Origin of the sequence: Rhodoblastus sphagnicola (assembly GCF_002937075.1) — a bacterium.
Classification (GTDB): domain Bacteria; phylum Pseudomonadota; class Alphaproteobacteria; order Rhizobiales; family Beijerinckiaceae; genus Rhodoblastus; species Rhodoblastus sphagnicola.
On sequence record NZ_NHSJ01000043.1, the window covers coordinates 32,233 to 45,040 of the forward strand.

Consider the following 12,808-nt stretch of genomic DNA (forward strand, 5'->3'; position numbering starts at 1 on the left):
TCCAACTACAACGCATCAATCGTTAGGCGAATCATTCAGTCTTTCGCGCAGTTCCTTGCCGGTCTTGAAAAACGGCACGAACTTCTCATCGACTTCGACATGGTCGCCGGTTCTGGGATTTCGACCGATTCGGGCATCGCGCTTCTTCACGGAGAATGCTCCGAAGCCGCGCAATTCCACCCGATCTCCACGCGCGAGCGCGTCGGTCACTTCGTCGAGAATCGCGTTGACGATATTCTCGACATCGCGAAGGTAAAGGTGCGGATTGCGATCCGCAATGCGTTGAACGAGTTCGGATTTAATCACGGAATTTATCCCGATAATGACCAGTCAGCATTTCAGCGTCGCGCAATCATCTCTATTGGTCGCGGCCAACGTGCCAAATCGCCAATAGCCCGTCAAGTCCCGCCTGCCCCTGCACATTCTCGATTTGCGACGCGAGCCGCTCGAAATGTTCGCCGCCGGCCAAACCGGCGATGCTCGCGGCCGCGCTGAAGAGGTTGAACGGCTTGCCGACCGTGCTCTTCTTGTATTCCTTTACGGGAAGCCCCTTGGCGACGCCGCGCTCTCGCTCCAGCCAAGCCACGGCTTCGCGTTCGCCGCCGAATTCGTCGATAAGCTTCAAATCCATGCCTTGCCGCCCGGTGAAGACCCGACCGTCGGAAACGGCCGCCAACTGAGCGTCGTTGAGGGTCCGCCGCTCCTTGACCACGGTCTTGAACCACGAATAGCTGTCGACAACCAAGGCGTCGATGGCGGCGCGGGCCGCGTCGCTGGTTGGCTCCAGCCCGTTGGGCGCGGCCTTGAGTGGCGAGGATTTGATCGTCTCGACCTTGACGCCGACGGTGTCCAGCAATTTGGAAACGTTCGGGATCTGAAACAGCACGCCGATGGATCCGATCAGCGAATTGCCGTCTGCCACGATATGGTCGGCGCCGAGCGCGACAATATAGCCGCCCGAAGCCGCCATGGTGTCGACGACCGCGACAACCGGTCTTTTCTGAGCGATTCGTCGCAACTCGTCAAAAATGTGTTCCGAACCGGTCACAGTGCCGCCGGGACTTGAGACCTGGACAAGGACGGCGGTCGCCTTCGACTCATCAATGGACTTGATGAGTTTCAAGGTGTCACGGTCGCCGGTGATCAAACCGCTGATTTCGATACGGGCAATGTGCGGAGTCAGGCTCCCGACGTCGCCGCCAAAACGTCCGACCGCCACCAGAATCGCGATGACCGCCAAGCCCACGGCCACCAAGCGCCAGCGCGTCAATTTGCGGCGCAACTGCCGGCGATCGAGGACAGTTTCGACAGGCGACGTTTGAGTCATGGATGCGCTCCCTTGTCGTCTCATTTAGGCGCTCGAACGCAAAAGCTCAACGTCGCGGCCCGCAGGCCACATGAAAAAGCCCTGTGCGAAAAAACGCACAGGGCCATTCATTTTCAATCTCGAATTGAGATTACTTGGTCTCGCGCGCCTTGAGCGCCGCGCCGAGAATGTCGCCGAGCGAGGCGCCGGAGTCGGCGGAGCCATATTGCGCGATGGCTTCCTTCTCTTCGGCCACTTCGAGCGCCTTGATCGAAACGGAGATCTTGCGCGCCTTTCGGTCGAACAGGGTGACGCGCGCGTCAACCTTTTCGCCGACCGCGAAGCGTTCGGGGCGCTGGTCGGCGCGATCGCGCGCGAGTTCATTGCGCTTGATGAAGGCCTGAAGGTCGGTGCTGATGATCTTGACTTCAAGACCGCCGTCCTTGACCTCAAGAATTTCGCAGGTCACGACCGCGCCCTTCTTGACCTCGCCCTCTTCGCCAACCGGCGCGGAAGCGAAGGGATCGCCGCCGAGCTGCTTGATGCCGAGCGAAATGCGCTCCTTCTCGACATCGACGTCGAGAACGCGGGCGTGGACGACCTCGCCCTTCTTGTAGTCCTCGATGGCCTGCTCGCCCGGACGGTTCCAGTCGAGGTCCGACAGATGGACCATGCCATCGACATCGCCATCAAGGCCGATGAACAGACCGAATTCGGTCTTGTTCTTGACTTCGCCCTCGACATCGGACCCAACCGGGTGCTTCTCGGCGAAGGCCTCCCAAGGGTTCTGCAAGGTCTGCTTGAGGCCGAGCGAAATGCGGCGCTTGACGGAATCGACTTCCAGCACCTGCACATCGACTTCCTGGCTGGTCGAGACGATCTTGCCGGGATGGACGTTCTTCTTGGTCCAGGACATTTCCGAAACGTGAATCAGGCCTTCAATGCCCGGCTCCAGCTCGACGAACGCGCCGTAGTCGGTGATGTTGGTCACGCGGCCATGGAAGCGGGCGTTGATCGGATATTTGGCCTCGATGCCCTGCCACGGATCGTCCTGAAGCTGCTTCATGCCCAGGGAGATGCGGTGGGTCTCGTGGTTGATCTTGATGATCTTGACCTTGACCGTCTGGCCGATGTTGAGCACTTCGGACGGATGGTTGACGCGGCGCCAGGCGATGTCGGTGACATGCAGCAGGCCGTCGATGCCGCCGAGGTCGACGAACGCGCCGTAATCGGTGATGTTCTTGACGACGCCGTCGATCACCAGACCTTCTTCGAGGTTGGCGACGATCTCGTGGCGCTGCTCGGCGCGGCTCTCTTCAAGCACGGTGCGGCGCGACACGACGATGTTGCCGCGGCGGCGATCCATCTTCAGGATCTGGAAGGGCTGCGGCACGCCAAGCAGGGGCGTGACATCGCGGATGGGGCGAATATCGACCTGGGAACGCGGCAGGAAGGCGACCGCGCCATCAAGATCGACGGTAAAGCCGCCCTTGACCTGGTTGAAGATCACGCCGTCAACCTTCTCGCCAGCCTCGAAGGCCTTTTCGAGCTTGACCCAGCTTTCCTCGCGCCGCGCCTTCTCACGGGAGATAACGGCTTCGCCGAGCGCGTTTTCGACGCGCTCCAGGTAAACTTCGACTTCGTCGCCGACCGCCGGGGCCGGATCGCGGCCGTGGCCGGTGAATTCCTTGAGCGGCACGCGGCCTTCGGTCTTGAGACCGATGTCGATGACGGCAACATCTTTTTCAATGGCGACCACGCGCCCCTTGACCACCGAGCCTTCGAAGGCTTCGCTTTCGCCGTAGGATTCGGCGAGCAGGGCGGCAAAATCATCGCGGGACGGGTTCATACCGGCATTGTTGGCAGAGGACATATTTTCTCCTGAAATGCCCTTTCGGGCGCGCGCCGGAATAATGTTGGCGTTGCGATCGCTTTCTTCCGCAAGCGCGCATCTCGGAGGATGCGTCCCGTCTCGCAAGACGGCCGGCGCGGGCCAGCGGGCAGAAAGCAGGTTAAGTGCTGCTCATTAGCAAACGGGCGAGTTTTCCACAAGGCGTTTGCCGCGCCGCCGACAAGATTTGATCGCCAGCCAACACGCTGCATTCTTCGCGACCGCGCGCCTCTTACAAAAGAAACCCCGGCAAAATATGCCGGGGTTTCCTGACGGATATCATTGGCCGCAAGCGCGCTTGCGGCTATGTCTGACGGGTTCAGGCCGTAGCGGCCAGAGCCTTCACGCGGGCGTTCAGCCGCGAAACCTTCCTGGAAGCCGTGTTCTTGTGAACAATGCCCTTCTGGGCGGCGCGCATCAGGATCGGCTCGGCGGCGGCGAGCGCCGTCTTGGCGGCGCCCTGGTCGCCCGAGGAAATGGCTTCCTCGACCTTGCGAAGGAAAGTTCGCATCTTGCTGCGACGCTGGCGGTTGACCGACGTGCGGCGGTCGATTTGACGGACGGCCTTCTTAGCCGATTTGGTATTGGCCATTGTTATCCTCGGAGAAATGCAGGCCCAATCCAATGGCCGCGCATTCAAAAACCATGACGGCGCCGATGACAGGCGCCGAGAGTGGACGCTTATATGCAGGAAAGCGGCAAGTCGTCAACGCAAGAATCGGCCAAGCGTCAGCGATTGACGAATTGCGCGCGCCGTTTCTCGATGAAGGCGGCCATGCCCTCCTTCTGATCTTGCGTCGCAAAGGCGGCGTGGAAGTTGCGGCGCTCGAATTTCACGCCTTCCGTCATGGTCGTTTCATAGGCGGAATTGATGCAATCCTTGATCTGCATGGCGATCGGCAGAGACATGGAGGCGATCAGATTCGCCGTGCGCAGGGCTTCCTCCAGCAAATGCTCCGATGGCACGATTCTGGAGACCAGACCGCAACGCTCGGCTTCCTGGGCGTCCATCATGCGGCCGGTCAGGCACAATTCCATGGCCTTGGCCTTGCCGACGAAGCGGGCGAGACGTTGGGTGCCGCCCGCGCCGGGAAGAATGCCCAGCTTGATCTCCGGCTGGCCGAATTTGGCGTTCTCCGCCGCGAGAATGAAATCGCACATCATCGCGAGTTCGCAGCCGCCCCCCAGCGCGAAGCCCGCGACGGCCGCGATCGCCGGCTTGCGAAAGAAGGACAGTCGCTCCCAGGTGCGGATGGCGTCGCCAAGATAGGCGTCCATATAGGTCAGCGATTGCAATTCCTTGATGTCCGCGCCGGCGGCGAAAGCCTTTTCCGAACCCGTCAACACCAGGGCGCCGATTTGCGCGTCCTTGGAGAAATCCTCGAGCGCGACGTTCAATTCCTGAATCAGGGCGGTGTTGAGCGCGTTCAATGCCTTGGGTCGATTGAGACGGATCAGACCGACGGCGTCGTGGACTTCAACAATAATGTTCTCGTAGCTCATGGATCGCTCTCCCGGCTTCTTCGTTCAGGCATAAACAAGCCGGGAGGGATTGCAACACTTGTGAGGTTAAAGCCCTTCGAACAGAGCCGTCGAAAGATAGCGCTCGGCGAAGGACGGAATGATGATCACGATGGTCTTGCCTTCGGAACTCGGCCGCGCGCCGACCTGCAAGGCCGCCGCCACCGCCGCGCCGGAAGAAATGCCGACGGGAACGCCCTCGATGCGGGCGACCTGCCGCGCCACTGCAATGGCGGTGGCGCTGTCGATGGTCACAACCTCGTCGATCACGCCCCGGTCGAGGACAGCCGGCACAAAGCCCGCGCCAATGCCCTGAATCTTGTGAGGCCCCGGCTGCCCCCCGGACAAGACCGGCGATTCCACCGGCTCGACCGCGATCATCTTCAGACCGGGCTTGCGCGCCCTCAGCACTTCGCCAATGCCGGTGATGGTGCCGCCCGTGCCCACGCCGGAAATGACGAAGTCGACGCCGCCGTCCGTGTCGTTCCAGATTTCCTCGGCCGTGGTGCGGCGATGAATGTCGGGGTTGGCCGGATTTTCGAATTGCGCGGGCGTGACTGCGCCGGGCGTCGAGGCCACCAGTTCCGCCGCCTTGGCGATGGCGCCCTTCATGCCCTGCGCCGCGGGGGTCAGCACGAGTTCCGCGCCAAGCAAGGCCAGCATCTTGCGGCGTTCGATCGACATGGATTCCGGCATGACCAATTGCAGCTTGTAGCCGCGCGCCGCCGCGACAAAGGCCAGGGCGATGCCGGTATTGCCCGACGTAGGCTCGATCAGGACGGTCTTGCCGGGCGCGATCTTGCCCTGCGCCTCGAGCGCGTCGATCATCGCCACGCCGATACGGTCCTTCACCGAGGCGATCGGGTTGAAGAATTCGAGCTTGGCGACGAGCTTCGCCTTTACGCCGCGTTCGGCCGCGATGCGATCGAACCGAACCAGTGGCGTGTCGCCGACCGTTTGCGTGATGGAATCGTAAATCTTGCCCCGACCTGGCTTTTTGACCGCTTCCGACATCGCGCTTCCCTCAGCTTGAGTTTGACGGAGGCTATCAAAGCTGACAAAATTTGTCGATTACTGTCTTTGCAAGCCAACCCCTCGCGCCGGATTCCGGTCGAACCGAAGCCTCTCGCGTCTGGCGCGGCGCATGACCGCTTGAACAAGCTGAAATCAAAATGCCCGCGCCAAGCCCCTAACCTGAATTCCGAGCCTTGGGAGCACGGACCGTCGTTCTTGACGCCAACGTCGCTCTGGTTCATCTGAAGACCCCACTTCAACGGAATCAGGATCGAACACAATGAGCGCAGCCTCGCTCGACGGCGGCCATCTCAAGAGCTTTATCGAACGCATCGAACGCCTCGAAGAGGAAAAGAAGGCGATCGCCGAGGACATCAAGGAAGTTTACGCCGAAGCCAAGGGCAACGGCTACGACGTCAAGATCATGCGCAAGATCATCTCCATCCGCCGCCAGGACGAAAACAAGCGTCGCGAGGAAGAGGAAATCCTCGACCTTTATCTGTCAGCGCTCGGAGAGGGGCAGGAGTAACGAGGCGGGCCGGGGCGTCGTCCGCGCCCGGTTTCGTTTTCGCAATGACAGGCTTGCGCCCCGCGCCGGTTGTTGGAGCGCCGCGCCGCGCATAGGTCATGGTCAAGTTCTCGTCCAACCAGGAATTGAGCCGTGACCGTCGCCAGTAGCTCCAAATTGTTCCAGCCCTGCCAACTCGGCCCGTTGACGCTGAAAAACCGCATCGTCATGGCGCCCTTGACTCGAAACCGGGCGAGGCCCGGCGATAACGCGCCCAATGCTTTGATGGCCGAGTATTATCGCCAACGGGCCGGCGCGGGACTCATCATCACCGAGGCTTCGCCCATCTCCCAGCAGGGCCAAGGATATATCAACACGCCGTGGATCGCGAACGAGCAACAGGTCGCGGGTTGGCGCGTGGTGACAGACGCCGTGCATGAGGCCGGCGGTCGCATCTTCATTCAGCTCTGGCACGTCGGCCGGGTGTCGCATGTCTCGCTCCAGCCGAATGGCGGCGCGCCGGTGGCGCCCTCGGCGATCCGCGCCAACACCAAGACATTCTTGAGCAATGGCTTTGTAGAGGTTTCCGAACCGCGCGCGCTCGGCGCGGAGGAATTGCCCGGCATTGTCGCGGATTATGTCAAGGCGGCGAAGAACGCCTCCCAGGCCGGTTTCGACGGTGTCGAAATTCACGCCGCAAACGGCTATCTGCTCGACCAGTTCCAGCGCGACTCCAGCAACAAGCGCACGGACGAATACGGCGGCTCGATCGAGAACCGCGCAAGGCTGACCCTCGAAGTCGTCGACGCCATGCTCGCGGCGCTGCCGCCGGAAAAGATTGGCATTCGCTTCTCTCCGGTCAGCCCGGCCAATGATGTCGCCGACAGCGATCCGCAAGCCCTGTTCGGCTATCTGGTCGAACAGGTCGCCAAACGGCGCCTCGCCTACATCCATGTCGTAGAGGGCGCGACGGGCGGCCCCCGCGACATCGCGCCATTCAATTTCGCGGCGCTGCGCAAGGTTTTTGGCGGCGCCTATATCGCCAACAATGGCTATGATCGCGAAATGGCTCTCGCCGCCGTCGAGACGGGCGCGGCCGATTTGGTGGCGTTCGGACGTCCGTTCATTTCCAATCCGGACCTCGTGGAGCGACTGCGTCGCGGCGCGCCGCTGGCCGAGATTGATTTCGCAACGCTCTATGGCGGCGATTTCCACGGCTATACCGATTATCCTGCTTATGCGGGATGAAACCGTGAGGGTGACGCGCGCATTGACGCGGACAGGAGGCCGCCAATGAGCAAAACACCAGACGGCGCCGCTGTCCGCTTTCCTTCCCTGTCGCGCCGCGACTTCGTGGCGGCGGGCGCCACTGGTTACGCTCTGGCGACCGGCCCCGTTTCCGCCGAGGCCCTTCACACGGGATTCCGACGGTCTCGACGTCGGATCAGGGAAGATCGTCGTCGAAGGCGGCGAAATGCCGCTGTATTTCGCGCGCCCAAAGGGCGTCGAGCGTCCACCCGTTGTTCTGGTGGCGATGGAGGTGTTCGGCCTGCACGAATATATCCGCGACGTCGTCCGGCGGCTCGGCAAGCTTGGGGCTTTCGCGGTTGCGCCCGACTATTATTTCCGTTCCGGAGTCGACCTGACCGAGGTCGCCGAGATTTCTCAATTGATGCCGATCGTCAACGCCAAGCCCGACGCGGAACTGCTGTCCGATCTCGATGCGGCCGTCGCCTGGGCGAAACAGCAGGGCGGCGATGTCGATCGTCTGGGTATCCTGGGTTTCTGTCGGGGCGGTCGCGCGGTCTGGGAATATTGCGCCGCCTCGAACGCGCCAAAGGCCGGCGTCGCCTTCTATGGCTCGTTGGTCGATCCGGAGGCGCGGAAATCGCTCTGGCCGAACAGCCCGCTCGATCTCGCGGGCGAGATGAAGGCGCCGGTGCTCGGACTTTATGGCGAAGCCGACCAGAGCATTGAAGTCGCGCAAGTCGAGGCGATGAGGGCGCGGCTCGCGGCGGCGGGCAAGACCGCGGAACTCCATGTCTATCCCGGCGCGCCCCACGGCTTCCACGCCGATTACCGGCCGAGCTATCGAAAGGAAGCGGCTGAGGACGCCTGGCGGCGCATGGCCGATTGGTTTCACCGGTTCGGCGTGCTGACGTAAGCGGAGCAGCTAAAGTATCTTTTTTTTAACCATAAAAGCCTAACGCTTGAGCCGTCTGGGCGTGATCGCGCGCCGCTCTTGCGAGGTTCACTTGTTCGGTTTTTCGCGCCGCGTTCATCGACCTGCTTTCGCTGCGCTGCTCGCCGCCGCGCCGCTCTGCATGGCGGCGACAGCGTTTGCGCAAGAAGCCGCCCCCCTGCCGCCGCCCGTCGGTTCGCGCGTGGATCCGACCGCTCCCGCCTCAGTGAAGGGCGCCGTCCAACTCGACAACAGTTTTCAGGAAACGAAGCCGGAAGGACAACCAGATTTGCCCGGCGACGACCTCGGCGGCCGTTTTTCCCCAGACGCCGTGGAGTTGCGCATCCCCAGCGCCGCCGCGAATTACGGCAAGCCGGTGATCAAAAAGCCTGGCCGGAAGCCGCCGAAAAAGTTGCCTTACCCGGCCTTGCAACCGCTTGCGCCCTATCCGACCTCGGCCGAGGCCCGGCGCGTCCGGAAGCAGGATCGCGCCGCGCTGCCGAGCGATCCGGATTACATCGCGCCCGCGCCGACGACGGCGGGTTTGGCGCCGCTGCCGGTCAAGCCCCGTCCCAAGATCGAGGACGAGCCTTTCGCCCCGGTTGGGATCGACGCCGGCTTGTTGCGCGTCAAACCTTATGTCGAGAGCGACATCGGGTTCAGCGACAATCCCAACCTCGCCGCCGGACGGTCCATTCGCGGTTCGGTCTTCGCGCGCGAGGAACTGGGGATGTCGGCGGACTCCGATTGGTCGAACCACGCATTCACCGGCGACTTGCGCCTCGGTTACAATGATTATTTCAACGCGCATCAGGCCGACGCGCCCGATGGCCAAGGCAAGTTCCTGGCCCGGATCGACGTCGCGCGCGATCTCAAGATCAACGTTGATGGCAAGTTCAGCCTGACCACGCAAACGTCGAGTTCGCCGAACCTCAACAATAACGGTCAGTCAACCGCGCTATCGACGCGCCCGATTATCGTCGTGTTCGGCGGAGGCCTCGGCGTCACCAAAACATTCAACCGCCTTGAACTGACCTTACGCGGCTCAGTCGAGCGCGATTATTGGCAGGACGCCCGTTTCGCCGATGGCTCGATACAGCCCCTGTCACGCGATTCCTATAACGATTATGGCCTGACCGGGCGCGCCGCCTACGAATTGACGCCTGGCGTAAAGCCGTTCGTCGAGGCGACGGTCGATACGCGCAGCCACGATTCGTTGATCGGCAGTTCCGGATACATGCGCGATTCCGATGGGGTGCTGGCGCGGGCGGGCACGACATTCGAGCTCACGCGACTGCTGACGGGCGACATAGACGCTGGCTACGGCGAGCGGAAATATCAGGATTCCCGCCTTTCGCAATTGCGCGGCGCGCTGTTCGATTCGTCGTTGGTCTGGGCGGTGACGCCGCTGACCAAAGTCACGTTGCGCGGGGCGACCTCGCTGGACGAGACCACGCTCGCGGGTTCTCCGGGCGCGGTCACGCGTGTCGGCAGTCTCGAAGTCTCGCATGCGCTGTTGCGCAGCCTCACCTTGACCGCGACGGGCAGTATTCAGGATTCGCGCTATCAGGCCGTCAATATCGACCAGACGCTCTACCAGACGGGTTTGCAGGCGGAATACCACCTGAGCCGCTCGATCGTGCTGAAGGGCTCGTTCACGCATCAGCGCATGCTGTCGAATCAGGCCGGGACCGACTACACCGCCAATGTCGTCATGGTGGGACTGCGGTTGCAGCGCTGACAGTCCGAGGCAAGCTTCAAGCGACCGGATTGACGGGCGCCAACTTCATTTCGCAACGGCGCGCGTTCACGGAAAGCGCGCTGAGGATTTTTTCGCCCAAGGCGATTGCGCCGGGGCCTGCGCGGAAGTGGAGAAAATGGAGGCGGCCTCGGTCGAGGTCGTCCGCCTCCAGGATCAACGGATCACGCGTTAAAGCATGCCGACAATCTTCTTCAGTACGGCGCGGAACTCCGGCTCGATGTCGGGTCGCGCCAGCGCGAAGGCGACGTTGGCGGCCAGGAATCCCACCTTGGAGCCGGTGTCATAGGTCTTGCCGTCGAAATGGTGGCCAAAGAACTTTTGCGCCTTCGCCAGTTCGATCATGGAATCGGTGAGCTGGATCTCGCCGCCGGCGCCCCTCTCACCCTTGCCGAGCAGGTCGAAAATTTCGGGCTCCAGAATATAACGGCCGGAAATGATGAAGTTGGAGGGCGCCGTCCCCTTCGGCGGCTTCTCCACCATGCCGGTGATCTCGAACGCTTGGCCGAACGCCTGACCCTTGGCGACGACGCCATATTGATGGGTCTGGTCATCGGGCACAGTTTCGACGGCGATGACATTGCCGCCATGGGCGTTATAGGTCTCGACGCATTGTTGCAGGCAGCGTTTGCCGCCGGCGCCGGGCAGGGTGATCATGTCGGGCAGAATCACGGCGAAAGGCTCGTCGCCGACAATGTCGCGCGCGCACCACACCGCATGGCCGAGGCCGAGCGGCGCCTGCTGTCGCGTAAAGCTGGTGGCGCCCGCCGCCGGGAGATCCGCCCTGAGGCCTTCAAGCTCCTTGAGCTTGTTGCGCCGTTGCAGCATGTCTTCAAGCTCGTAGGCGATATCGAAATGATCCTCGATCACCGCCTTGTTGCGGCCGGTGACGAAAATGAAATGCTCGATGCCAGCCTCGCGGGCCTCTTCGACGCAATGTTGCAGCACCGGACGGTCGACCACGGTCAACATCTCTTTCGGGACGGTCTTGGTCGCGGGCAGAACGCGGGTGCCGAGACCGGCGACGGGAAAAACGGCTTTGCGAATCTTCTTCATGGATCGTCCGTCTTCAGTGATGATTTTACCTTGGGCAAGCCGCTCTCCGCATCGAGAGCCTGAATTGCGGCCAAGCTCTTAGCATTTCAAATAGGGCCAAGCTAAGGAAATGGGGGGGCGGTTCGTCTTAAGCTTTAGTCCTATCCTCACTTCCGTTCAGCGCCGGTTCCAGCTAAGAGCGTGACGTTTCGCGGCCATGGTCGCCTTGTCCCAGGATTTTGCCCTATGACCGTTCTCGTCACCGGCGGCGCCGGCTATATTGGTTCGCACATGGTGCTGGAACTGCTGGAAGCCGGCGAAAAGGTCGTCGTGCTCGACAATCTCTCCACCGGCCGCCGCCAGGCGGTGCATCCCGACGCCGAACTGGTGGTCGGCGAATTCGGGGACGCCGCGCTGGTGGAAGACCTGCTGACCAGCCGGGGCGTCGACGCCATCATCCATTTCGCCGCCAAGATCGTCGTGCCGGAATCCGTGGTCGATCCGCTGGGCTATTATCTCAACAATACCGCCTCCGCCCGAAGCCTTCTGGCCTGCGCGGTCTCATGCGGCGTCAAACATTTCATTTTTTCCTCGACCGCGGCCGTCTATGGCGATCCCGAGCAGAATCCCGTGACCGAGGATGAAACGCTGAAACCGGTCTCGCCCTATGGCCGGTCCAAGCTGATGGTGGAATGGATGCTCGCCGACACGGCGGCGGCCCATGATTTGAAATATGTCGTGCTGCGCTATTTCAACGTCGCTGGCGCCGATCCCAAAGGGCGCGCCGGCCAGTCTTTTCCGAACGCCACCCATCTCATCAAGGTGGCCGTGCAGGCCGCGCTCGGCACGCGCAAAGGCATGGAAATGTTCGGCACGGATTATCCGACGCCCGACGGAACTTGCCTGCGCGACTATATTCAGGTGACCGATCTCGCGCGCGCCCACATGGACGCGCTCAAGCATTTGCGCGGGGGCGGGGAGAACCTCACCTGCAACTGCGGCTACAAGCGCGGCTATTCGGTCAAGGAAGTGATCGAGACAGTGAAGAAGGTTTCGGGCGTCGATTTCCCGGTGAAGATTTCCGGGCGCAGGCCCGGCGATCCCGCCGCGATTGTCGCTGACAATGCCCGCGCCAAGGCGGCGCTGGGCTGGACGCCGGTTCACGACGATCTCGAAGAGATCGTGCGTCAGGCTCTGGCCTGGGAGAAGAAGCTGCTGGCGGAGCAAGGCCAAGCGAAGCGCTGAGGCTTCATAATTCCGCAGGCCGGCAGAACGAAGAACACAGCCGGGCGTGGGGCCGATCACCGCCGCGCTCGCCAACAAGAGCGCCCGTCCGATCAGGGTCATGCTGACGAAGGGCCAGGATTATCGTAGTCCAGTGGCTGCGGCGGCCTGATCGAAAATCAGCCAAAGCACCCGGGGGACTGTCGGGCGTGCCCGAGGCGGTTAAATGCGCCGTATCAACAGGCCGGACGTATGACCGCAGCCGACCAGATCGTTCAAAGCGGAAAAGTGCGTTGCCAACGAGGCCGTCCACATAGGCTGCCGTGACAAATTGATCCTTGGCTTCAAGGAATCCCAAGCGCAGAAGC

General features: G+C 61.9%; 11 protein-coding genes and 1 pseudogene. 5 read left to right on the forward strand and 7 right to left on the reverse strand.

Annotated features, from left to right (window positions below; all coding sequences use genetic code 11):
- Window positions 1–15 precede the first annotated feature (15 nt).
- The 6 genes from ihfB to cysK form a co-directional block, all read right to left on the reverse strand.
- Complete coding sequence (ihfB, locus tag CCR94_RS06655) at window positions 16–306, reverse strand: integration host factor subunit beta (protein WP_104507102.1); 291 nt, start codon at window positions 304–306, stop codon at window positions 16–18.
- 52 nt (window positions 307–358) lie between these two features.
- On the reverse strand, window positions 359–1,327 hold the full coding sequence (sppA, locus tag CCR94_RS06660; RefSeq protein ID WP_104507103.1) for a signal peptide peptidase SppA: 969 nt from the start codon (window positions 1,325–1,327) through the stop codon (window positions 359–361).
- 130 nt (window positions 1,328–1,457) lie between these two features.
- A complete protein-coding gene (gene rpsA / locus CCR94_RS06665; RefSeq protein WP_104507104.1) occupies window positions 1,458–3,179 on the reverse strand; it encodes a 30S ribosomal protein S1 in 1,722 nt (573 codons plus the stop codon).
- Window positions 3,180–3,516: 337 nt separating this feature from the next.
- Complete coding sequence (gene rpsT, locus CCR94_RS06670) at window positions 3,517–3,789, reverse strand: 30S ribosomal protein S20 (RefSeq protein ID WP_104507105.1); 273 nt, start codon at window positions 3,787–3,789, stop codon at window positions 3,517–3,519.
- A gap of 137 nt (window positions 3,790–3,926) precedes the next feature.
- Window positions 3,927–4,700, reverse strand: coding sequence for an enoyl-CoA hydratase (locus tag CCR94_RS06675; protein ID WP_104507106.1), 774 nt, complete (start codon window positions 4,698–4,700; stop codon window positions 3,927–3,929).
- Window positions 4,701–4,766: 66 nt separating this feature from the next.
- Window positions 4,767–5,732: a cysteine synthase A gene (gene cysK / locus CCR94_RS06680; RefSeq protein WP_104507107.1), complete on the reverse strand. Its 966-nt coding sequence runs from the start codon at window positions 5,730–5,732 to the stop codon at window positions 4,767–4,769.
- A gap of 280 nt (window positions 5,733–6,012) precedes the next feature.
- On the opposite strand from cysK, the gene CCR94_RS06685 reads away from it, so the two are divergent.
- The 4 genes and pseudogenes from CCR94_RS06685 to CCR94_RS06700 all read left to right on the forward strand — a co-directional run bounded on the left by CCR94_RS06685 (window position 6,013) and on the right by CCR94_RS06700 (window position 10,163).
- Window positions 6,013–6,261 (forward strand): DUF2312 domain-containing protein, encoded by a 249-nt coding sequence (locus CCR94_RS06685; protein WP_104507108.1) that lies wholly within the window; start codon window positions 6,013–6,015, stop codon window positions 6,259–6,261.
- A 132-nt stretch (window positions 6,262–6,393) separates the two neighbouring features.
- The gene (locus CCR94_RS06690; protein WP_104507109.1) at window positions 6,394–7,488 is read left to right on the forward strand and encodes an alkene reductase; all 1,095 of its coding nucleotides are present in this window, start codon (window positions 6,394–6,396) and stop codon (window positions 7,486–7,488) included.
- 45 nt (window positions 7,489–7,533) lie between these two features.
- Window positions 7,534–8,404 (forward strand): annotated as a pseudogene (locus tag CCR94_RS06695) (dienelactone hydrolase family protein).
- Between the two features lie 46 nt (window positions 8,405–8,450).
- On the forward strand, window positions 8,451–10,163 hold the full coding sequence (locus tag CCR94_RS06700; RefSeq protein ID WP_104507110.1) for an outer membrane beta-barrel protein: 1,713 nt from the start codon (window positions 8,451–8,453) through the stop codon (window positions 10,161–10,163).
- Window positions 10,164–10,352: 189 nt separating this feature from the next.
- Here the strand turns inward: CCR94_RS06700 and CCR94_RS06705 are convergent, their stop codons facing one another.
- Window positions 10,353–11,237 carry a UTP--glucose-1-phosphate uridylyltransferase gene (locus CCR94_RS06705; RefSeq protein ID WP_104507111.1) on the reverse strand — a complete coding sequence of 295 codons (885 nt, stop codon included), beginning with the start codon at window positions 11,235–11,237 and terminating at the stop codon, window positions 10,353–10,355.
- Between the two features lie 225 nt (window positions 11,238–11,462).
- Here CCR94_RS06705 and galE point away from each other — a divergent pair, with 225 nt between their 5' ends.
- Window positions 11,463–12,461, forward strand: a complete 999-nt coding sequence (gene galE, locus CCR94_RS06710) for a UDP-glucose 4-epimerase GalE (RefSeq protein WP_104507112.1) — start codon at window positions 11,463–11,465, stop codon at window positions 12,459–12,461.
- Window positions 12,462–12,808: the final 347 nt, after the last annotated feature.